The 21,903-nt window shown below is 70.0% G+C and carries 18 protein-coding genes, 1 pseudogene and 1 riboswitch; of the genes and pseudogenes, 7 read left to right on the top strand and 12 right to left on the bottom strand.

Translation table 11 applies throughout. The features are described 5' to 3' along the window. Window positions 1–47 precede the first annotated feature (47 nt). The 5 genes from gcvP to HUJ41_RS03060 all read right to left on the bottom strand — a co-directional run bounded on the left by gcvP (window position 48) and on the right by HUJ41_RS03060 (window position 5,701). Window positions 48–2,933 (bottom strand): aminomethyl-transferring glycine dehydrogenase, encoded by a 2,886-nt coding sequence (gene gcvP / locus HUJ41_RS03080; protein WP_246299340.1) that lies wholly within the window; start codon window positions 2,931–2,933, stop codon window positions 48–50. Window positions 2,934–3,043: 110 nt separating this feature from the next. Next, window positions 3,044–3,415 carry a glycine cleavage system protein GcvH gene (gene gcvH / locus HUJ41_RS03075; RefSeq protein ID WP_179873306.1) on the bottom strand — a complete coding sequence of 124 codons (372 nt, stop codon included), beginning with the start codon at window positions 3,413–3,415 and terminating at the stop codon, window positions 3,044–3,046. Window positions 3,416–3,418: 3 nt separating this feature from the next. Further along, on the bottom strand, window positions 3,419–4,534 hold the full coding sequence (gene gcvT, locus HUJ41_RS03070) for a glycine cleavage system aminomethyltransferase GcvT (protein ID WP_179873835.1): 1,116 nt from the start codon (window positions 4,532–4,534) through the stop codon (window positions 3,419–3,421). Window positions 4,535–4,697: 163 nt separating this feature from the next. Continuing rightward, a riboswitch (glycine riboswitch) is annotated at window positions 4,698–4,798 on the bottom strand. A 40-nt stretch (window positions 4,799–4,838) separates the two neighbouring features. After that, on the bottom strand, window positions 4,839–5,015 hold the full coding sequence (locus tag HUJ41_RS03065; protein ID WP_179873305.1) for a hypothetical protein: 177 nt from the start codon (window positions 5,013–5,015) through the stop codon (window positions 4,839–4,841). 26 nt (window positions 5,016–5,041) lie between these two features. Next, window positions 5,042–5,701, bottom strand: a complete 660-nt coding sequence (locus HUJ41_RS03060; protein WP_246299295.1) for an LON peptidase substrate-binding domain-containing protein — start codon at window positions 5,699–5,701, stop codon at window positions 5,042–5,044. A gap of 68 nt (window positions 5,702–5,769) precedes the next feature. Here HUJ41_RS03060 and HUJ41_RS03055 point away from each other — a divergent pair, with 68 nt between their 5' ends. Beyond that, window positions 5,770–6,330, top strand: a complete 561-nt coding sequence (locus tag HUJ41_RS03055; protein WP_179873304.1) for a DUF4395 domain-containing protein — start codon at window positions 5,770–5,772, stop codon at window positions 6,328–6,330. Window positions 6,331–6,418: 88 nt separating this feature from the next. Further along, window positions 6,419–7,240 carry an SDR family NAD(P)-dependent oxidoreductase gene (locus HUJ41_RS03050; RefSeq protein WP_179873303.1) on the top strand — a complete coding sequence of 274 codons (822 nt, stop codon included), beginning with the start codon at window positions 6,419–6,421 and terminating at the stop codon, window positions 7,238–7,240. Here the strand turns inward: HUJ41_RS03050 and HUJ41_RS03045 are convergent. Genes HUJ41_RS03045 through HUJ41_RS03025 form a run of 5 tightly spaced genes read right to left on the bottom strand, consistent with a single transcriptional unit; the run spans window position 7,237 to window position 10,941 of the window. Then, on the bottom strand, window positions 7,237–8,124 hold the full coding sequence (locus HUJ41_RS03045; RefSeq protein ID WP_179873302.1) for a potassium channel family protein: 888 nt from the start codon (window positions 8,122–8,124) through the stop codon (window positions 7,237–7,239). The genes HUJ41_RS03050 and HUJ41_RS03045 overlap by 4 nt on opposite strands. Window positions 8,125–8,147: 23 nt before the next feature. Then, on the bottom strand, window positions 8,148–9,281 hold the full coding sequence (locus tag HUJ41_RS03040; protein WP_179873301.1) for a calcium/sodium antiporter: 1,134 nt from the start codon (window positions 9,279–9,281) through the stop codon (window positions 8,148–8,150). Between the two features lie 9 nt (window positions 9,282–9,290). Beyond that, complete coding sequence (locus HUJ41_RS03035) at window positions 9,291–9,785, bottom strand: nitroreductase family deazaflavin-dependent oxidoreductase (RefSeq protein ID WP_179873300.1); 495 nt, start codon at window positions 9,783–9,785, stop codon at window positions 9,291–9,293. Window positions 9,786–9,834: 49 nt separating this feature from the next. After that, window positions 9,835–10,371 carry a GNAT family N-acetyltransferase gene (locus tag HUJ41_RS03030; RefSeq protein WP_179873299.1) on the bottom strand — a complete coding sequence of 179 codons (537 nt, stop codon included), beginning with the start codon at window positions 10,369–10,371 and terminating at the stop codon, window positions 9,835–9,837. Window positions 10,372–10,401: 30 nt separating this feature from the next. Next, a complete protein-coding gene (locus HUJ41_RS03025; RefSeq protein WP_179873298.1) occupies window positions 10,402–10,941 on the bottom strand; it encodes a hypothetical protein in 540 nt (179 codons plus the stop codon). Between the two features lie 146 nt (window positions 10,942–11,087). Here HUJ41_RS03025 and HUJ41_RS03020 point away from each other — a divergent pair, with 146 nt between their 5' ends. Then, window positions 11,088–13,556 (top strand): GcvT family protein, encoded by a 2,469-nt coding sequence (locus tag HUJ41_RS03020; RefSeq protein WP_179873297.1) that lies wholly within the window; start codon window positions 11,088–11,090, stop codon window positions 13,554–13,556. Window positions 13,557–13,590: 34 nt separating this feature from the next. After that, the gene (locus HUJ41_RS03015; RefSeq protein WP_179873296.1) at window positions 13,591–14,220 is read left to right on the top strand and encodes an FAD-dependent oxidoreductase; all 630 of its coding nucleotides are present in this window, start codon (window positions 13,591–13,593) and stop codon (window positions 14,218–14,220) included. Here HUJ41_RS03015 and HUJ41_RS03010 read toward each other — a convergent pair. Further along, on the bottom strand, window positions 14,192–15,139 hold the full coding sequence (locus HUJ41_RS03010) for a virulence RhuM family protein/type II toxin-antitoxin system death-on-curing family toxin (protein ID WP_179873295.1): 948 nt from the start codon (window positions 15,137–15,139) through the stop codon (window positions 14,192–14,194). The two genes, HUJ41_RS03015 and HUJ41_RS03010, sit on opposite strands and share 29 nt — an antisense overlap. A gap of 665 nt (window positions 15,140–15,804) precedes the next feature. On the opposite strand from HUJ41_RS03010, the pseudogene HUJ41_RS03005 reads away from it, so the two are divergent. Continuing rightward, window positions 15,805–16,957: pseudogene (locus tag HUJ41_RS03005) on the top strand (IS3 family transposase). 131 nt (window positions 16,958–17,088) lie between these two features. On the opposite strand, the gene ychF reads toward HUJ41_RS03005, so the two are convergent. Further along, a complete protein-coding gene (ychF, locus tag HUJ41_RS03000; protein WP_179873294.1) occupies window positions 17,089–18,177 on the bottom strand; it encodes a redox-regulated ATPase YchF in 1,089 nt (362 codons plus the stop codon). Window positions 18,178–18,267: 90 nt separating this feature from the next. Between ychF and HUJ41_RS02995 the strand changes: the two genes are divergently transcribed. Then, complete coding sequence (locus HUJ41_RS02995) at window positions 18,268–19,923, top strand: cell wall-binding repeat-containing protein (RefSeq protein WP_179873293.1); 1,656 nt, start codon at window positions 18,268–18,270, stop codon at window positions 19,921–19,923. A gap of 17 nt (window positions 19,924–19,940) precedes the next feature. Further along, a complete protein-coding gene (locus tag HUJ41_RS02990) occupies window positions 19,941–21,785 on the top strand; it encodes a gamma-glutamyltransferase family protein (protein WP_179873292.1) in 1,845 nt (614 codons plus the stop codon). Window positions 21,786–21,903 lie beyond the last annotated feature (118 nt).

Raw genomic sequence — 21,903 nt, 5'->3', positions numbered from 1 at the left:
AGGCGCGCCAGACAAGCACGGTGGGATGCCGGTGGAGGCAATCGCCTCTAGGCGAATGCCTCCACCGGCGGACAGGAGCAGACGACGTTGCGGTCACCGTACGCCTGGTCGACGCGGCGCACGGGCGGCCAGTACTTGTCGGCCCGCGTCGCCCCGAACCCCCCGTCGACGGTCGAACCGGCGAGGGTGGCTGGGTAGGCGGCAAGCTCGCGCGAGTACGCGTGCTCCCACTGCCCGACGATGACACTCTCGGCCGTGTGCGGGGCGTTCACGAGGGGGTTGTCGTCGGCGGGCCACTCCCCCGCGGCGACGGCGTCGGCCTCGTGGCGAATGGCGATCATGGCCTGGATGAACCGCTCGAGCTCGGCGAGATCCTCCGACTCGGTCGGCTCGACCATGAGGGTGCCCGCGACGGGGAACGACATGGTCGGCGCGTGGAAGCCGTAGTCGATGAGGCGCTTCGCGACGTCGTCAACGGTCACGCCCGTGGCCTCGCGCAGCGGCCGCAGATCGAGGACGCACTCGTGCGCGACGAGCCCGCTCTCGCCCGCATACAGCACGGGGTAGTGGTCGCGCAGGCGCAGGGCGATGTAGTTGGCCGCGAGGACGGCGTTGGCGGTGGCCTCCGTGAGCCCTTCGGCGCCCATGAGGCGCGCATAGGCCCAGGAGATGGGCAGGATGCTCGCGCTGCCGTACGACGCTGCCGAGACGGGCGCGCCGCGGTGCTCGACCGTGCCCGCGCGACCGGTAAGCAGGTCGAACGGCGGGTGCTGCGCCATCTGCGCGAGCGGGTGCCCGGGCAGAAACTCCGCGAGGTGCGCCTTGGCGGCGACGGGGCCCACGCCAGGGCCTCCACCACCGTGCGGGATGCAGAACGTCTTGTGCAGGTTGAGATGGCTGACGTCGCCGCCGAGGTCACCGAAGCGCGCGTAGCCCAGGAGCGCGTTGAGGTTGGCGCCGTCGATGTAAACCTGCCCGCCCGCCTCGTGGACGGCCGCCGTGACGTCCTTGACAACGTGCTCGTACACGCCGTGCGTAGAGGGGTAGGTGATCATGAGCGCGGCGAGCTCGTCGCGGTGCTCGGCGATCTTCGCGCGAAGGTCGCCGAGATCGACGTCGCCGCTACCGGTCGTGGCGACGACGACGACGCGCATCCCGGCGAGCACGGCGGAGGCCGCATTGGTGCCGTGCGCGCTCGAGGGGATGAGGCACACGGTGCGCTGTTTGTCGCCGCGCGACCGGTGGTAGCCGCGGATGGCGAGGAGCCCGGCGAGCTCGCCCTGGCTGCCCGCGTTGGGCTGCAGCGAGACCGCGTCGTAGCCTGTCAGCTCGGCAAGCCACGTCTCGATGTGGCCGACCATGACGAGGGTGCCCTGCACGTCGTCGAGAGGCGCGAAGGGGTGCAGGCCGCTGAACTCGGGCCAGCTGACCGCCGCCATCTCGGTCGCAGCGTTGAGCTTCATCGTGCACGAGCCGAGCGGGATCATGCCGCGATCGAGCGCGTAGTCGCGGTCGGCGAGGCGCTTGAGGTAGCGCATCATCGCCGTCTCGCTGCGGTGGGCGTGGAACACCGGGTGCGTCATGAACTCGGACGCCCGGCGCAGGTTCGCGGGAATCGGGCTTTCGAACACCATGGCCCAGTCGGATTCGAGACCGAAGATCGCGACGATCGCCGACCCGAGCTGCCCCCCGCCCAGGGTCGTGCCGCGCACGGGCGAGACAGCGGTCGTCTCGTCGAAGCTCAGCCGCACCGTATCGTCGTCGACCTGCCAGAGCAGCACGTCGTGCTCGAGTGCGGCTGCGACGAGCTCGGCGGCGCGGCCCGGCGCGGTGACCTCGAGAGTGTCGAAGAACGCGTCGTGCGCGACCTCGTAGCCCGCGCCCTGGAGCTGCGCAGCGATGCTCGCGGCCTGCTGGTGCACGCGCTCGGCGATCCGGCGGAGGCCATCGGGCCCGTGGTAGACGCCGTACATCGATGCCATGACGGCGAGCAGCACTTGCGCCGTGCAGATGTTGCTGGTGGCCTTGTCGCGGCGGATGTGCTGCTCGCGCGTCTGCAGGGTGAGCCGGTAGGCGGGGCGACCATCGGCATCCTTCGAGACGCCGACGAGACGACCGGGCAGCTGACGCTCGAGGCCTGCGCGCACGGCCAGATAGCCGGCGTGCGGCCCGCCGAAACCCATGGGGATGCCGAAGCGCTGCGTCGTGCCGACCGCGACGTCGGCGCCGAGCTCGCCGGGTGGGGTCAGAAGCGTGAGAGCGAGCAGGTCGGCCGCCACGACCGCGAGCCCGCCCTGCTCGTGCACCTGGGCGATGACCGCGGACGGATCCCACACGCGACCGGATGCGGCCGGGTACTGCACGAAGACGCCGAACGCCTCGGGCAGGTCGGCCGGGTCGGTCTCGGCGAGCGGCAGGTAGGCCAGGTCGAGCCCGAGCGCCTCCGCACGCCCGTCGAGCACGGCGCGCGTCTGCGCGAAGAGGTCGCTATCGACGAGGAAGAGGTTGGAGGTGCTCTTCGAGGCGCGGCGGGCGAGCAGCATGCCCTCGACGACGGCCGTCGCCTCGTCGAGCATCGAGGCGTTGGCCGTGTGCAGCCCCGTGAGGTCGGCGACCATCGTCTGGAAGTTCAGCAGTGCCTCGAGGCGCCCCTGCGAGATCTCCGGCTGATACGGCGTGTACGCCGTGTACCAACTGGGGTTCTCGAAGACGTTGCGCTGAATCACCGCGGGGGTGACGGTGCCGTAGTAGCCCTGCCCGATGAGCGAGCGGCGCACGGTGTTGTGGTCGGCGATCGCGCGCAGCTCGGCGAGCACCTCCGCCTCCGATGCCGGTTCGGGCAGCGTGCGCAGCGGGCTCGACTGACGGATGGCGGCGGGTACGGCCGCATCCATCATCGATGCGAGATCGGGGTACCCGAGGGCGTCGAGCATGAGCTGGCGGGCGTCGGAGTCGAGGCCGATGTGACGGTCGGCGAAGGCGTGGCTCACGGGTGTCGAGGCTCCCTGGGGTCGAATGCGGAAAGGCGGGTGCGGTGCGCCGGTCAGGCGCTGATGAGGGTGCGGTAGTCGTCGGCGGTCATCAGAGCGGGCGGCTCGCTCACACGAAGCTTGACGAGCCAACCCTCGCCGTACGGGTCCGAGTTGATCGTCTCGGGCGCATCGACGACACCCTGATTGGCCTCGACGACCTCGCCGGCGAGCGGGGCATACAGCTCGCCGACCGACTTGGTCGACTCGACCTCGCCGACAATCGCACCTGCGGCGAGCGCCGCACCGACGGCGGGCAGCTCGACGTAGACGACATCGCCGAGGGAGTCGGCCGCGTACTGGGTGATGCCGACCGTCGCGATGTCGCCCTCGAGGCGCACCCACTCGTGTTCGGCGGTGTACTGCAGGTCGTCGGGAACGCTCATGACTCAGTCCTCTTTTCGGTAGAACGGGAGGGGGACGACGGTCGCGGGCACACGCGTGCCGCGCACGTCGACGTCGAGCACGGTGCCCGGCGCGCGGTGGTCGGGGTGCACGAGCGCCATCGCGATCGGGTACCCGAGGGTGGGCGAGAGCGCCCCGCTCGTGACGGCGCCCACGGCGTCCTCGCCGTGCAGAACGGAGTACTCGGCGCGCGGAGCACGCCGGCCCTCGGCGCGCAGGCCCACGAGCACGCGCGCGTCCCCGGCGGGTCCTGCCTCGATCGCCGCCTTGCCGACGAAGCGCGGCTTGTCGACGGCGACAGCGCGCCCGAGGCCCGCCTGCTCAGGAAGGATGTCTCGACTCAGCTCATGGCCGTACAGGGGCATGCCCGCCTCGAGTCGCAGGGTGTCGCGCGCCGCGAGACCGCATGGCATGAGGCCGTGCGCCTCGCCCGCGGCGAGGAGTGCGCGCCACAGCGCGACGGCGTCGGACGCATCGACGTACAGCTCGAACCCGTCCTCGCCCGTGTAGCCGGTGCGGGCGACGAAGACCGGGCTGTCGCGCCAGGCCATGCCCATCGCCGCGTAGTACCCGAGCGTGTCGAGCGTGCGGCCCCGCGAGAGCTCGTCGCGGGTAGCGAGCCCCTCGGTATGGTCGAGGATCGCGCGCGCCGCCGGGCCTTGCACGGCGATGAGCGCGAGCTGCTCGGTGAGGTCGGCGAGCTGCACCTCGAAGTCAGCCTGTCGGGCGAGGAGTGCTTCGACGACAGCGTGCCGGTTGCTCGCATTCGCGACGACGAGGTACTCGGCTTCTGCGCTCGCGTAGACGATGAGGTCGTCGATGATGCCGCCGCTCTCGTCGAGCAGCAGTGAGTACTTCGCCTTGAGCAGCGGCAGTGCCGACAGTCGGCCGGCGAGTGCGACATCGAGGAAGGCGCCGGCGTCAGCCCCGGTGACGGAGATCTCCGCCATGTGCGAGAGGTCGAACAGTCCCGCCGCTGTGCGCACGGCCGCGTGCTCCGCGAGGTCGCTGCTGTAGCGCACGGGCATCTGCCAGCCGGCGAACCCCGTGAAAGTCGCACCGAGTGCTGCATGCTCGTCGTGCAGCGGCGACCTCTGCATCGCCGCGAGGGGGGTGGTGTCTGACACGGAGTTCTCCTGACACGTCGGGTCGGTGGAACTCCCCCTCTGTCATGAGCCTGAGAGTTTCACGCGCCCGAGATGCGCGGGCGGCGCTTTCACCGTGGGCGAGGAGGCGCGGGCGCTCTCCTGCTTTTCAGAGTGGCCTGGTCGAGCGGTACGGATGACCTGAGAGATTGGCGGGGAGGCTTGCTCCTTCGGTGCGCGGCCGTGGTGCTGTGACTCGCGCTCTCCCGCCCGACGGTGACGGCCGAGTGTTCAGTTGAGAGTGATGCTGGGCGCCACTCTACTGCGTGCGATCGCCATCCGGGCCGTCATCGTCGTCGTGTTCGTCGCGGAAGTACCGCACGGCCTGCCAGATGAGCAGCGCGACGACCGTGAGCGCCATGAGCGCGAAGACCGGACCAGCCCAGGCGGCTGTCGCCGCATCGGTCGGGATGGGAAAGGCCGCCTCTGCGTTCATGCGATCAGCCTAGAAGGCCGCGCGCCTCACTCGCCCGAGCCGGAGCGGAAGTCGTCGGGACTCGGGAAGCCGTCGTCCTCGACCTGCAGGGTGAGCATCTCTGCAGCCCCCTCGGTCGCCTCGATGATGCCGCGCAAGAGTTCCTCGGTCGTCGACGAGCGCAGGAGCGTCACCTGGTCGAGCGGCCCCACCGGTGCGATGCCCGCGAGCTGCCAGACGGCCGCGATCGGATCGTCGTCGAGAACGATGTCAGCGGGCCACTGCTGCTCGACGAACTCGCTCGCCTGGGCGATCGTCCTGCGCACGAGTTGCTCGGCCTGCTCGCGCAGGGGTTGCAGGGAGTCCTGCCACTCGAGTTCGGGCAGCTCGCGCACCTCCGCCTGGGGGTGGGGGTCGTCGTCGAGCCACTCGACGATCTCGATGCGGCGCGAACCCTGCGCGACCAGCCCGATGAAGCCCTCGCTGGCCTCGACCTGGGTGATCTGCGCGACGGTTCCGATGGGGAACCGCTGCTCTCCCCCGCCGACCTCCGAGCCTCGCTCGATGAGCACGATGCCGAACTCGGAGGGCTCCTCGCCGAGCACCTTCGAGAGCATCACGATGTAGCGCTCCTCGAAGATGCGCAGTGCGGCGGGCATGGACGGGAACAGCACGCTACCCAGCGGGAACATCGGCAGTACCGTCATGCCGCCAGGCTTCCACCCCTTCCTGCGGATTTCCCACCAGGGCATACCCCCTGGGGTATTGTTGCGGCATGACCTCCCCCCGCGCCGACCCCCGCCCTCAGCCCGTGATCGGTCAGTGGGTCGAGGGCATCGAGACTCCCGTCGTCAACGAGCGCGCCGTGCGCGGCTCCGCCGGCATCCTCTTCCTCGCCGGCTTCACCGCCTGGCTCATCGGCGTGATGACGGGAGACCTCTCGGTGATGCGCGCGTTCGGCGCCGTCTTCGCGCTCGAAATGTACCTTCGCCTCTTCCTCGGCACGCGGTTCACCCCCACCCTCCTTCTTGGCACGTTGCTCACCCGCCCCCAACGGCCCGAATGGGTCGAGGCGCGCAGCAAGCGGCTTGCCTGGGGACTGGGCTTCGGCATGGCCCTGGCCGGCTGCCTCGCTCTCGGCTGGCTGGGCCTTCCCGCGGTCATCGCCCAGACCGTGTGCGGGGCGTGCCTCGCGCTGCTGTTCGCCGAGGCCGCCTTCGGCTACTGCCTGGGGTGCGAGCTCGCCCGGCGCCTCAGTCGCACTCCGCCCACGCTGTGCTCGGGCGACACGTGCACGTACACGCCTCCGCGCCGCGGTGAGAGCCACCGGGTGTGACCGGGGGACGTTCGACCCTGCCGTCAGGCCGGGAGGCTGACTAGCCTGGTGGGGCGCGAAGCCGCGCATCCCTCGATCAAGGAGCATCATGCAGATCACCTCGAAGGTCTTCGTCGTCACGGGCGCCGGCAACGGCATCGGGCGCGAGGTCGCCCTCCAGCTCGTCGAGAAGGGGGCGCAGGTCGCCGCCGTCGACCTGAGCGAGGCGGGTCTCGCCGAGACCGTGAATCTGGCGGCAGCGAAGGGCGATGCGATCTCGACGCACGTCGTCAACATCACCGATCGGGATGCCGTGCTCGCGCTGCCCGCGGCCGTCACCGCCGCGCACGGCCAGGTCGACGGGCTGCTCAACATCGCGGGCATCATCCAGAAGTTCGTACCGGTCGCCGATCTCGGCTTCGACCAGATCGAGCGGGTCATCGACGTCAACCTGTACGGCACGATCAACACGATCAAGGCCTTCCTGCCCGAGCTCACGCAGCGCCCCGAGGCCGCGATCGTCAACGTCGCAAGCATGGGCGCCTACGCCCCCGTGCCCGGCCAGTCGCTCTACGGCGCGACGAAGGCCGCCGTCGCTCAGCTGTCACGCGGACTGCACTCCGAGCTCATGGCGACGAACGTGCAGGTCACCGGGGTCTTCCCGGGAGCGATCGGCACGAACATCGCCGTCAACTCGGCCATCATGACGCCGGAGGAGATGGCGGCGATGAGCGCGGGCGCGGGCGGCAAGGAGCGCAAGACGACCCCGGCGCCCGAGGCGGCGCGGCAGATCGTCGCCGCCGTCGAGAAGGGCAGCTACGAGATCTTCATCGGCTCCGACGCTCGCTTCATGTCGCGCATGGCGCGCCTCTCGCCGAAGCGCGCAGCAGCGCTCATCTACTCGCAGATGAAGGACCTGCTGGGGCACTAGCCGGCGGTGCCACCCCGGCGGTGGTCGGCGGTGTAGCGCTCGAACACCTCCGGCGCGGCCGGGGGATCCGTGCGCCGGCCGCCGAGAAACGCGCCGTGGAGGTACTGTGCCAGGTCGCGCAGGGCCGCGTCGAGCACCGCCCCCGAGTGCCGCACCTCGGCGTCGGGTGAGGCGAGCGCGGCTTCGGCGATGCGCCACGCCGCGTGCAGCGCGGAGGAGAGCGAGGCTCGCTCGTCGAGGTCGCGGAAGTAGTAGGTCTCCGTCGACTGCACGTAGTCCACGCGGGCGACCGCGATCTGCTCGGCGATCGACTCGATGATGACCGCCGCCGCGGTGCGCGGAGTCTGGGCGAGCGATTCGGCGAAGCCTGCCTCTTCGAGCTGCGAGACTCGCAGGGCGAGCGAGCGGCGTCGCGCGAGCGCCCCGTGCAGCTGGAGGAACCAGGTCGCGCTCGCCGAGAGCAGCGCGAAGCCGGCGAGCGCCTCGACGGGCGCGAGCACGCGCAGCCACGGCTCGATGGGCACGGTGTCTCCGAAGCCGAGCGTCGTGAGCGTGGCGCCCGAGAAGTAGATCGCCTCCCAGAAGGCGACGAAGCTCGCGGGGTCGATGTCGTGCGAGTAGGCGAAGCCCTCCGGAATGTGCGGCGTGTAGATGAGGGCCCATCCGACGACCTGCGTTGCCGCCCAGATCGCGATGACGGTGACGACCGATGCAGGGCCGACGGCGAGTCCCAGGCGGCGGGCCCGCCGTGTGACGCGCCAGGAGAGCGCGAAGATCAGCCGACTGATGGTGCCGCGCCCGCTCGGATTGAGGAGCGTGTGGAAGACGTCGTATGCGCCCGCGAGGACGAGCGCGGTGCCGAGGGCGGAGACGAGCCAGTCCATGCCGCCGAGGGTAGTCGAGTGCGTCAGCCTCCCGGCTGGGACCGTTCATCGCTCGCTTCGCGTGCGGCGAGCCGTTTGCCCCGGTGCAGCCCCGCCTCGTAGGTCGTGACGACGACGAGCGTGAGGGCGATGATCGGCACCACGAACCACAGCATGACGTCGGTGAAGCCTTCCAGGGCATTGTGCTGGGTGGCCGCGAGCACGAGGTAGGCCGTGTAGGCGATGTAGATCGCCACGAAGAGACCGCCCTCCCAGCGCGCGATGATGAACCCCGTGAAGGCGATCGGCAGGAGCGCGATCGCGGTGGCGAGCATGACCGGCAGGTCGAGCGCGATCGCGGCGGCGGGAACGGGGATGCCCTCGCCGAAGATGATCGCGGGCAGGCCGAGCACCATGCCGATGTTGAAGATGTTGCTGCCGACGATGTTGCCCACGGCCATGTCGCGCTCGCCGCGCCGCACGGCGATGATCGACGTCGCGAGCTCGGGCAGCGAGGTGCCGATCGCGACGACCGTCAGGCCGACGACGAGGCTGCTCACGCCGAGCCCGGTCGCGATGCTCACGGCTCCGGTCACAAGCAGCTGCGAGCCGAGCACGAGAAGCCCGATGCCGACGACGAGCAGCAGGAGCGAGAGCCAGACCGGCGTGGGGCTGCCGGGGGTGGGGATGGGCGCAGTGCCGGCACCCTCCGCCCCCACGCGCACCTCTCGACGCCCGATGAGGATGCTCAGCACCGCGTGCACGACGAGACCTGCGAGCAGCAGCACGCCGTCGAGCAGCCCGATCTGACCGTCGAGGCTCACGGCGACGAGGAGAATCGAGAGGCCCACCATGACGGGGATGTCGAACCGCACGAGCTGACGCTTGATGAGCAGCGGCATCACGAGGGCGGAGAGCCCGAGGATGAGCAGGATGTTGACGATGTTGCTGCCGATGACGTTGCCGACGGCAAGGCCGGGCTCGCCGCTGATGACCGAGCCGACCGTCACGGCCAGCTCGGGTGCCGATGTGGCCGCGGAGACGACGATGAGGCCGACGATGAGCGGCGACATGCCGATGCGGGTCGCGATGCTCGACGCACCGCGCACGAGCGCCTCACCGCCGGCGATGAGGAGCACGAGCCCGCCGATGACGAGGAGGACGTCGAGAATCTGCACCAGCCCAGCCTAGAGTTCGCGCGTGAGTGTGAGCCGGAAGAGTCGCACGACGCGGCCCGACTCGCGCTCGTAGGACCGGTACCCCGGCCACTGGTGCTCGATGCGACGCCAGGCTGCCTCCCGAGCATCCCCCTCGATGAGGGCGGCGCGTACCGCGAACCGCCGCCCGCGCACCGCGATCTCCGCGTCGGGATGGGCGAGCAGGTTGTACGTCCACGCTGGGTGCTTCTCGCGCGCGAAGCTCGTGCCGGCGACGATCGCGCAGCCGTGGCCGTCGGCCGTGTACATGAGGATCGAGTCGCGCGGTTGACCGCTGCGCGCCCCGGTGGTGCGCAGCACGAGCGAGGGCACGAGCAGCCCGCTCAGTTGGACCGAGCTGCCGGTGACGGTCGCGATGGCGCGCTCGATCGGCGGCATGACGCGCGGCGCGAGCCAGCGGAAGGCGCGCGTGCGCGTGATCGGCGCCACGACGGCGCGGACGGTGCGAACGATCGGGTCGCTCATGCCCCCAGTGTGGCGTAGGCGGTGCCGTGCGTGCTCGGCGCTCGAACCCTCAGCCCTGGGTGGGCATGGCCGGCAGGGGTCGCAGGGCGAGGGTCATGACGAGGCTGTCGTAGGCCTTGCCGGGCCACTGGATGACCTCGCGCTCGGCGAAACCCCAGTAGTGGTAGATCTCGACCAGGTCCTCGGCCGGCCGCGCCGTGTCGATTCCGAGGAACGCCGCGCGGCGGCGGATCGCCTCGTCGCGGATCTTCTCGAAGAGCGTGCGGGCATGGCCGTCACCGCGATGGTCGGGATGCACGGCCAACTGGTTGAGCCAGGCGGCGCGCCGCACGTTCGCGACCTCGCTGAGATTGCGCAGCACGCTGCTCGGCGGCATGCTCAGCGTTGCCATGCCGATGAGCTGGCCCTCGAGCTCGAGCACCCACGTGCTGCCCTGGAAGGAACGGCGGCGCGTCGTGGCGACGGTCTGATCAACGCCGGAGAAGTTGAGGCCCCGGTCGGCGAGTTCAGCGTGCGCGAGGTGCAAGAGGCTCGTCATCTCGACGACCTCGTCCCGGTCGGCCTTGCGCAGAATCGGACCGGTCATGCGGCCCTCGGGGAGATCATTCCCCCTAGCCTACCGAGGTCGCTCGCCGGCGGCTCGCGGGCTGCTGAGGTCGAGCCTCTCGTGCAGGTAGTCGCCGAGCGGTCGGAGCGCGCTGTCGGGGGCGGTGGGGATCCACCGGACCAGCACGCCGTCGTCGGTGAGGACGAGCGGGCCGGCCTCGGCGCGCATGGCCGACTCATCGTCGAGCGGGAGGGGGCGGGAGTCGAGCACGACGGTGGTTCCCTCGCGAAAGCCAGCGTCGAGCGCGGTCTGCCGCAGAGCCCGCCGCTCCTGGGCAGACGCGGCCTGATGGCCGGGGAGCACCTGGCGTGTCGCTCGCAGGATCGTACCGGGGTCGAAAGCCCCGCCGTCGACGGTGGCGAGGATCGCACCGAGGAGGAATCCTTCGCCGGCGCGCCGCATCGTCGCGGGTCGCGGGATGATTCCGAGCGCACGACGGGGCGGCACCGTGGTGGCGAGCTGCTCGGGCGGGATGCCGCGGGCGGCGAGCTCGGCGGCGGCCGCGGCGAGCGCCTCTCGGGCGTCGGTCAGCGCGCGCTGTGCATCCACGCCTCTATCGTGCCGGAGGCACCTGGGCGCTGCGCGATCACCTACCCTGCGAGCGGCGCTGTTGTCCACGAGGTCAACAACGGGTTAGCGTGCCAGAGCGGGCCGTTGCGTCGGCACCGCACCAGCGGGAGGAGACGAGGACGCTCATGGACAGGCTCGCTGATCGCACGCTCAGTGCCACGATCGTCACCGACACCGCTCACGACCCGCTGCCGCGCCGAGCCGGGACCATCGTCGTCGGCGGCGGCATCATCGGGGCGAGCATCGCGCTGCATCTTGCCGAGGCCGGGGTCGACGACGTGCTGCTGCTCGAGAGGGCCGTGCTCACGAGCGGCACGACCTGGCACGCCGCAGGGCTCGTCGCGGGAGCGCGCGGGTCGACCGCCATGACGGGGCTCTCGTCCTACGGGCTCGCGTTCTACGCAGACCTGCAGCAGCGCTCGGGGCTCGACGTCTCGTTCGAGCGATGCGGGTCGCTGAGCCTCGCGCGCCACTCGGGTCGCGTCGACGAGCTGGCGTACGCCCGCGACGTCGCCGTGCAGAACGGCATCGAGGCGCGCCTGGTCGACCCCGACGAGATCGCGAAGCTCTGGCCGATCGCGTCGACCGAAGGCGTGCTGGCGGGCCTGCACTTCGCGAACGACGGGCACGTGAACCCCGGCTACGCCGCGCTCGCCATGGCGAAGCTCGCGCACGAGGCCGGCGTGAGCATTCGCGAGGGCGTCACCGTCACCGCGATTCTGCACGAGCACGGGCGCGCGACGGGCGTCGAGACCGAGCGGGGCACCGTGCTCGCCGACCGCGTCGTCATCGCGGGCGGACTGTGGAGCCGCGACCTCGCCGCCACCGCGGGCGTGCACCTGCCTCTCTATGCCGCCGAGCATGTGCACGTGCGCTCCGAGCCGATCGAGGGCGCCGTCGCCTCGCTGCCCGTGCTGCGCGACGTCGACCACAGCTACTACATCCGCCATGAGGCCGGGCGGCTGCTCGTCGGCGCGTTCGAGCCGAACGGCATCCCTCGCGCGGTCGGCGACATCGCCACGACGGGATTCGCGACCTTTCCCGACGACTGGGCGCATTTCTCCCCCGTGCGCACAGCGGCCGAGCGCACGGTGCCCACCCTCGGCCCCGCCGGGTACGACCGCTTCCTCACCGCGCCCGAGAGCTTCACACCAGACACCTCGTTCCTGCTCGGCGAGACGGCCGAGGTCGAGCAGTTGTTCGTCTCGGCGGGACTCAACTCGCAGGGCATCATCTTCGCCCCCGGCATCGGGCGCGAGCTGGCACGCTGGATCGTCGAAGGGTCGCCTCAGTTCGACTCGGCCTCGGTCGACGTGCAGCGCTTCTCACGGCATCAGAGCAACCGCCGCTACCTGCACGCCCGCACCGTCGAGAGCCTCGGCAGGCTCTACGCGATGCACTGGCCGCACCTGCAGTCGGAGACCGCACGGAACGTGCGCCGGACCCCGTTGGACTCCCGGCTCGCCGAGCTCGGCGCGCGCTTCGGCGAGATCAACGGCGGTGAGCGCGCGAACTGGTACGGCGGCCCGACCGCGGCGGAAGGGTACAGCTACGGTAGGCCCGGCTGGTTCGAGCAGGTCGCGGCCGAGCATCGGGCCGCGCGCGAGGGCGTCGCCCTGTTCGATCTGAGCCCCTTCGCGAAGTTCGAGATCGTGGGGGCGGATGCTCTCGCCGTCGTTCAGCACTCCGCGACGAACAACGTCGACGTGGCCGTGGGGCAGGCCGTCTACACGCTGTTCCTTAACCGCAACGGTGGCATCGAGCTCGACGGAACCGTCACCCGCCTCGCCCACGACCGGTTGCTGGTCGTGACGCCCTCGACGAGCCACCACAAGTCGCTGTGGCTGCTGCGGCGGGCTGCGCGCGGGCACGCGGCCGTGGTCGTCGACGTGACGGCGGCACTCGCGACGATCGGGGTCATGGGTCCGCTCAGCCGCGAGCTGCTCTCGCGCGTGTCGCCGGACGACTGGTCCGATGCCGCGCAGCCCTACACGACGGGACGCGAGGTCGAGGTGGCCGACGGCTTCGCCTACAGCCTGCGCATGAGCTTCGTCGGCGAGCTCGGCTACGAGCTCTACCCGTCGGCCGATCTCGCGCTCAACGTCCTCGATGCGCTGTGGGATGCGGGCCAGCATCTCGGTGTGCGGCTTGCGGGCTATCACGCGCTCGACTCGCTGCGCAGCGAGAAGGGCTACCGGCACCTCGGCCATGACATCGGCGCGACCGACGACCCGTACTCGGCGGGCCTCGGATTCACGGTCGCCCTCGACAAGCCAGGCGGCTTCATGGGGCGCGACGCTGTTGCGGCGCTCGACCCGAAGGCGCCACGGCACCGCACCGTGCATGTGGCGCTCGACGACCCCGAGCCGGTGTTCGTGCACGACGAGACCGTCTTCGCGGACGGTATCGCAGTCGGGCGCATGACGAGCGGCGCCTACGGTCACACGCTCGGCCTTGCGGTGGGCATCGCGGCGATCTCACCAGCGGTCTCGCTCGACGCACCGTTCACGGTCGAGTGCAAGGGCGAGCGCTACCCGGCCACCGTGTCGCGGCGCCCCTTCTACGACGCTCGAGGAGAGCGGTTGCGAGGATGACGGTGGCAGTGGGACTCACGACGAGGAGGATGCGATGAGCACGCACGATGTGATCGTGGTGGGGGCGGGCCTGGCGGGCTTGAGCGCGGCGCGTGACCTTGCTGCCGCGGGGGCCGACGTACTCGTGCTGGAGGCGCGCGCCCGAGCAGGCGGACGGGTCGAGCAGACGACGACGGCGGATGGCCGGCTCGTGCAGCTCGGCGGGGAAGTCGTCGGCGCCTCGCACACCTCCTACCGCGCCCTCGTCGGCGAGCTCGGCCTCACGCTCGGCCCGAGCTTCACCGACATTCCGGGCGAGTCGACGTGGCTCATGAACGATGGGCGGTTCCTCGGCGACGAGATGCCGTGGATGTCGGCGCGCGATCGAGCCCTGTACGAGGAGATCGAGCGGCGCTTCTCGGCGCTCGCGGGCAGCGTCGACCCCGATGACCCGTGGGCGCATCCCGATGCTCGCGCCCTCGACCGGATCTCGGTCGGCGACTGGCTGCGGTCGGAGGGCGCGACGCCCGACGTCGTGCGCGCGATATGGACCGCATTCGCGCCTTCTACGCCGACAAGTCGGGGGCCCGACCCGCGCACCGCGTCGAGCCGCGGTTGCGCGAAGAGCTCGCGCCGTGAATCTGTGAGTCGCCGGCCTAGTGACTCTCGCCAACGAGCATGCTGACGACAAGCGCGATCATTAGCTCCTTCTCCTTCGGATCGCTCATCGCGACCATCAGGGTGATGGCGGCGAGAGCGTTGTTGGAGATGCGAGGCGTGTCGCCTCCGCCAGACAACGCGTCGTTTCGCTGAAGGAAGTGAACGAAGAGCGCGGCGGCGCTGCGCTTGTTTCCGTCGGTGAGCGGATGATCCTTGATGACCAGGTAGAGAAGGTTCGCCGCCTTCGACTGCACGGTCGGGTACAGCTCGACTCCCCCGAAACCCTGGTAGATCGTCGCGATGACGCCTCTCAATGCGTCGCCTCGTTCGCCTCCGAAGAGGGTGTCCGCCGGAAATTCAGCGCCGACCTGGTCGATTACTGCACGCGCTTCGTCGTACGACAGCACCCAGGTCGGTAGCGTGCCTGCCGCGTGCTCGATCTCGCCCTCGTCATACGCACGCAGCGCGCGCAGACTTGGCAGGTATCGTTCGACGACTTCGGCGACGCCCGCGACGAGTTCATCGGTGGAGCGAGAGAGCACGTGAACGATGGACCCTAGTTGCTCCAGCCGCCGCGCGTTGAGCGCCACTCCATTGAGCACGTATCGCCGCAGTACCTGTGTTGCCCACCGGCGAAAGTGGACGCCCTCAATTGACTTGACGCGGTAGCCGACCGAGATGACGACATCGAGGTTGTAGTGTGCGACCGCGTAGGTCTTGCCGTCCGCGGCAGTTGTTGCAATTTCTGCAACAACTGCTTCACGATCGAGTTCTCCGTCCCCAAATACGTTGCGAAGGTGTCGTGAGATAGTCGACTTGTCACGACCGAACAGCGAGACGAGTTGTTCAGCTGAGAGCCAGACGGTCTCCGAGTCTGTCTGCACCGCGAGCTCGAAGTCACCGCTCGACGAACGATACAACTCGACACTGTGCGCCGCGTTCATGCAGAACCTCGCTTCGATCGTCTCGATTCAACTGCTAGCCGGATCAGCGTTCGAGCCACCACACAGGTCAGGCTATCCGGCACCACGGACAGACCCGATCGTGTGAACTTTGATTCTTGGAGCGTGAAGGCGGGTCCCAACCTCTGCGCGACTCCATAGTCACTGCAGGGGCACACAACACCAGTTCTCGTGGTTGCGCGATCCGAGTGCCAGGATGGTCGAGTGAGCTTCGTGTTCAGCCTCCTCGGCGACTTCCTGGTCGGGTGGCTCTGGTGGCTCATTCCCGAAGAGGTCGACGGGCGCAACGACCGCAAACGGCTGCTTGCGCGGGAAGTGCGCTGAGCATGTCGTATGTTCCCTGACAGTCATCGACTCGGAAGATGAGCTGTGAGCTGACGTGATCGGGATCACCCGGCGGGGCCAACGTGACGGTCGGCTTCTCCGGGCTCGGTTCGCCCCCGGTGACGAGCAACAGCCAGTTCCCGAGCAGATCCAGCACCACCGACGTGCCTCCGTACTCTCCATACACGGAGGCGCCCAAGACCTTGACCTACCAGTCACGACTGGCGGTCGCATCTTCCACAACCAGCATGTGCGTCATCGTTCGGGCCTCGAAATGAATCGGCCTGACTTTCGTTCCGTTCTTCAAGTAAGGATGGAACACGATGAACAGGAAGTATTCGCCGGAGATGCGTGAGCGGGCGTTGCGGATGCTCGCGGAGACGCTGCGGCTGTGGCAACGCCGATACGAGGTCGACGCCGGGGTGACGACCGATGCAGCGGCTGAGATCAAGCGATTGCAGAAGGAGGTCTCGGAGTTGCGAAAGGCGAATGAGATCCTCAAGGCTGCGAGCATCTTTTTCGCGAAGGAGCTCGACCACCCCTCGACGAGATGATCCGGTTCATCAACGAGCATCGGGATCGTTTCGGGGTCGAGCTCATCTGCCAGGTCCTGCGGCCGGCAGTGAGAGGATTCCTGACCTCGCGCGGCTATCGCGCTGCGGCGGGCCGAGCGCCGTCCGCTCGGCAGTTGCGTGATGATCTGCTCGTGCCCGAGGTTGCGCGGCTGCACGCGGAGAACTACGGCGTTTATGGGCGACGGAAGATGCACGCGCTCCTGCGCCGGCAAGGGTGGGGCATCGGTCGCGATCAAACTGAACGGCTCATGCGGCTCGCCGGCGTGCGAGGCGTGAAGCGATCCAAGAAGGTGTTCACGACGAAGTCCGATCCGACGGTGGAGAAGCCGAAGGATCTCGTGCAGCGCCGGTTCACGGCCCCTGGCCCACGCCGTCTCTGGGTCGCCGACGTGACCTACGTTGCGACGTGGTCAGGGTTCGCCTACGTCGCGTTCGTCACCGATGTCTACTCGCGTCGCATCGTCGGCTGGAACGTCGCGTCGACACTGAGATCCGACATCCTGCCGTTGCAGGCGCTCGACATGGCCGCATGGGCCGCCGGTGGTCGACTCGACGGGCTGATCCACCATGCCGATCACAGGTCGAACTAACTCGCCGTGGTCTACACCGACCGCATCGAAGAACTCGGCGCGAAACCCTCGACGGGGACCGTCGGCGATTCCTTTGATAACGCCCTCGCTGAGGCCGTGAACGGACTCTACAAGACGGAACTGATCCGTCAGCGCGGGCCGTGGCGAACCGTCGAGCGGTCGAGCTCGCGACCCTCGAATACGTGTGGTGGTGGAACAACGCTCGCCTCCACGGCGAGCTCGACATGCGCACCCCACTTGAGGTCGAGCAGGCGTACTACGCTGACCTCGAATCAGCCCAACCGGCACCCGCCGGACAAGGCTCCCGATAGGAACGAAAGTCAGGCCGATTCACTCTCCCGCTCGACGCATGTTTGTGTCGAACCACTTGCCAGGTTCGCTTCGATCGGTCAGTCATGTGGACCATTGACCGGGTTCTGCAGGCCCGCTCACAATCCGCGGCCTATTTCTGACCAGATGTTGCTTGGAAGCGGAACTCGACCACGTCGCCGTCCTGCATGACGTAGTCCTTGCCCTCGATGCGGGCCTTGCCCTTCGCGCGGGCCTCCGCCACCGAGCCGCACGCGACGAGGTCGTCGAAACCGATGATCTCGGCCTTGATGAAGCCCTTCTCGAAGTCGGTGTGGATGACCCCGGCGGCCTGCGGCGCCTTCCAGCCCTTGCCGATCGTCCAGGCGCGCGACTCCTTCGGGCCCGCCGTGAGGTAGGTCTGCAGGCCGAGCGTGTCGAAGCCGATACGCGCGAGCTGCGAGAGCCCGCTCTCCGTCTGGCCCGTCGACTCCAGCAGCTCCGCCGCGTCGTCCGGGTCGAGCCCGATGAGCTCGCTCTCGATCTTCGCGTCGAGGAACACGGCTTGCGCGGGCGCGACGAGCGCAGCGAGCTCGTCCATGCGGGCTCGGTCGCCGAGCACGCCCTCGTCGACGTTGAACACGTAGATGAACGGCTTCGCGCTCAGCAGGCCGAGCTCGCGGATCGGGGAGGCGTCGAACCCGGCTGCGGAGAGCGTGCGCCCGGCCTCGAGGTGGGCCTTCGCGGCGAGGGCCGCATCCAGGACAGCCGGGTCGAGCTTCTTGCCGCGCAGCTCCTTCTCATAGCGAGGAAGGGCCTTCTCGAGCGTCTGCAGGTCGGCGAGCATGAGCTCGGTGTTGATCGTCTCCATGTCGCTCGCCGGGTCGACGCCGCCCGCGACGTGCACGACGTCGCTGTCGGTGAAGGCGCGCACGACCTGCGCGATCGCGTCAGACTCGCGAATGTTCGCCAAGAACTGGTTGCCGAGACCCTCGCCCTCGCTCGCGCCCTTCACGATGCCCGCGATGTCGACGAACGACAGAGTGGCGGGCAGGATGCGCTCGCTGCCGAAGATCTCCGCGAGCACCGTGAGACGCTCGTCGGGCAGCTCGACGACACCCACGTTCGGGTCGATCGTGGCGAACGGGTAGTTCGCCGCGAGCACGTCGTTCTCGGTGAGCGCGTTGAAGAGGGTGGACTTGCCGACGTTGGGCAGGCCGACGATGCCGATAGTGAGAGCCACGGGGGTTCAGCCTACCGGCGACCGCTGAGCCGAGAGCGCCGATCGAGGGCGGGCCTGGAGAGCTGCCCTCGCCGTCGGTAGCATCGAGGGATGCTCGGCCTCCGCCCTCGCGCCGCCACAGCCCTCGCCCTCCTCGCCGGCGCGGGCATCGTGCTCGCGGCTGCGGCCCCCGCTCAAGCGGAGCGCCCCGCCGTGCCGACCTCACTCGGCTCGACGCCGCCTGTGACGTCGACCGTCTCGCCCGCCGCCGCGACGACCGAGCGCATCAGCGGCGCCGACCGCTACGCGACCTCCGTGGCGGCGAGCGTCGCGACCTTCCCCGGCCCCGACACCCCCGACGTCGTGTATCTCGTCGCGGGCGAGAACTTCCCCGACGCGATCGTTGCCGGCCCCGTCGCGGCGGCCGCCGGCGGGGGTCTGCTGCTCACCGCCTCGCGCAGCCTGCCGCGCGTCGTCTCCGACGAGCTGCGACGTCTCGACCCCGATCGCATCGTCGTCGTCGGCGGCACGAGCGCGATCTCGTCGTCGGTCGCGAGGGCCGCCGACGCCATCGCGCCCGTCGAGCGCATCGGCGGCGCCGACCGCTACGCGACCGCTGAGCTGCTCGTGCGCTCCGTCTTCAGCAGTGCCGACACCGTGTTCGTCGCCACGGGCGCGAGCTTCCCCGACGCCCTCGCCGCCGGCCCCGCCGCGGGCTCCGCGGGAGCGCCCGTGCTCATCGTGCGCGGCAACGGCTCGCGACTCGACCGCGCCGCTCTGCGGCTGCTGCGCGACCTCGGCACGACCTCGGTCGTGCTCGTCGGCGGCACGAGCGTCGTCTCCCGCGGCATCGCATCGGAGCTGAGTTCCGAGCTGGGCTCGAGCCAGGTGCAGCGCGCCGCCGGCGCCGACCGCTACGCCACGGCGCGCGCGATCTCGGAGTCGGCGTTCGGCACGAGCGCGCCCCGCGTGCTCATCGCCTCCGGCACGAGCTTCGCCGACGCCCTCTCCATCTCCGTCCTCGCCGCGCGCGAGAACCTGCCGCTGTACCTCTCGCTCCCCTACTGCGCCCCCAGCTCCGTGCGCAGCGCCCTGGGCTCGAGCGCCATCACGACGCGCACCCTCGTCGGCGGGCCGGGCGCCCTCAGCCCGGGCGTCGAGCGACTCGAGCAGTGCCGAAGCCTGAGCTCAGCATCCTCACTGTGGGTGCTCGTGAACAAGCGCAACGGAATTCCGACGAGCTACGTGCCGAGCAGCCTGCGTCGCCCCTCGATTCCCAGCAGCGGCTCCTACCTGCTGCGATCGGATGCGGCGGCGGCCCTCGAGCGCATGTACGCGGGAGTGCGCGCGGCGGGCGCGGGGAGTGTGGGGCTCACGAGCGGCTACCGGCCCGCGTCCTCCCAGGCGGCGATCTACAACAACGCCGTCCGCACGCGCGGCCAGACGTACGCCGACCTGTACGTCGCACGACCGGGGCACAGCGAGCACCAGACGGGGCTCGCCGCCGACCTGTACCCCATCGGGGCCTCCAACTGCGGCTCGTACACGTGCCTGGGCGCCACCCGCCAGGGGCGCTGGCTGGCCGCCAACTCGTGGAAGTACGGCTACATCCTGCGCTACGAGCAGGGCACCACGAGCGTCACGGGGTACGAGTACGAGTCATGGCACTTCCGTTACGTCGGGGAGACGCTCGCCGCCGACTACGCCGCGAGCGGCCGCCGCACGCTCGAGCAGTTCTACGGCCAGCCGGCCGCGCCGCGCTACTGAGCGCCTAGCGTGGGAGCATGACCGCCGACTCCCCCTCCCCCGCGTTCACCCCGGCGCCCTCCGACCGCACGCGCCCCGAGCTGCGGGGAACGTTCGGCATGGCGGCGAGTACGCACTGGCTCGCCACCGGCACCGCGCAGTCGGTGCTCGAGCGGGGCGGCACCGCCGTCGACGCCGCCGTGGCCGCAGCCTTCGTGCTGCACGTGGTCGAGCCGCACCTCAACGGGCCGGGCGGGGACCTCACGGCGCTCGTCGCGCCCGTGGGCGAGCATCCCTTCGTCCTCGCCGGTCAGGGTGCCGCGCCCGCCGCCGCGACCATCGAGCGCTACCGCTCGCTGGGGCTCGACGAGATTCCCGGTGCGGGGCCGCTCGCGGCCGCCGTGCCCGGCTCGGTAGTCGCGTGGCTTCACCTGCTCGAGACGCGCGGCACGTGGGAGCTGGCCGACGTGCTCGCTCCCGCCCTCGGCTACGCGCGCGACGGGCACCCCGTGCACGAGAGCGTGGTGCGGGTGATCACCGCTGTGGCCCCGCTGTTCGAGGCGCACTGGCCGACCTCCGCTGCGCAGTGGATGCCCGGCGGCAAGATTCCCGAACCCGGCGACATGATCACCAACGAGCCGTGGGCCGCGGTGCTCGCGCGCCTCATGGGTGCGGGCGAGGCGCCCTCGTCGGGTGCCGGCAGCAGCCGCGAGTCGCGCGTGCGCGCCGCGATCGACTGGTGGAACCGGGAGGTCGGCGCCTCGGTCGAGGAGTTCGTGCGCGAGCCCGTGCAGCACTCGCTCGGCGGGGCGCTGCCCGGCGTGGTCACCGCGGCGGATCTCGCCGCCTACGCGCCCGCCGAGGAGGCGCCCGTCGCGCTGACCTTCCGCGGCGTCGAGGTGGTCAAGGCCGGCCCGTGGAGCCAGGGGCCCGTGCTGCTGCAGGCGCTCGCCATCCTCGAGGCGCGCGTCGCGACGCACGGCGACGCAGTGCTCGACCCCTCCACAGCGCTCGGCGTGCACACCATCACCGAGGCTCTCAAGCTCGCCCTCGCCGACCGCGACGCCTGGTACGGCGACCCCGCCCAGACGGACGTGCCACTCGCCGAACTGCTGAGCGCGTCGTACGCCGCCGAGCGCGCCGCGCTGATCGGCGAGACCGCGTCGCGCGAGGTGCGCCCCGGGCACCCCGGCGGCCGCTCGCCGTGGATGCCGCCCGTGCGATCGCCGGGCGACACTGCCGCCACTCCCCTGCCCGGCTCGGGCGAGCCGACGCTCGACCGCGCGGGGCGCCAGCGCGGCGACACGTGCCACCTCGACGTGGTCGACCGGTACGGCACGATGATCTCGGCCACGCCCTCGGGCGGCTGGCTGCAGTCGTCGCCCACGATTCCTGCGCTGGGCTTCTGCCTGGGCACGCGCCTGCAGATGGCGTGGCTCGACGAGGATGCTCCGTCTCGGCTGGAGCCGGGCATCCGGCCGCGCAGCACGCTGTCGCCGACCATGCTCGTGCGCGACGGGCGCGTGATCGAGGCGCTCGGCACGCCGGGCGGAGACCAGCAGGACCAGTGGCAGCTGCTCTACCTGCTGCGCCGACTCGTGGGCGGCTACGAGCCGCAGCAGGCCATCGACGCGCCCATGTTCCACACCGACGCGATGGTCGCGTCGTTCGAGCCGCGCACGGTGCAGCCGGCGTCGCTCACGGTCGAGGCGCGGCTCGGCGATTCGGTCATCGATGAGCTTCGGGGGCGCGGCCACGAGGTGACGGTCATGGGGCCGTGGAGCCTCGGCCGCCTGAGCTGCGTGGGTGTCGACCCCGAGCGCGGCTGGTTCTACGCTGCGGCGAACTCGCGCGGGGCGCAGGGGTACGCCGCCGGGCGCTGAGCGCGGCATCCGGGGTGGTCTGCGCTGCAACTTGAGACGCGGGCACGCGGCCCAGCGGCCTGCCTCGTCAGTCGGAACCATAGGAGGGACGCGTTCTTCCTGTGTGCCTCTCACGGCA

Origin of the sequence: Microcella indica, from assembly GCF_013414345.1 — a bacterium.
Classification (GTDB): domain Bacteria; phylum Actinomycetota; class Actinomycetes; order Actinomycetales; family Microbacteriaceae; genus Microcella; species Microcella indica.
This window is presented reverse-complemented; position numbering and strand designations above follow the sequence as displayed.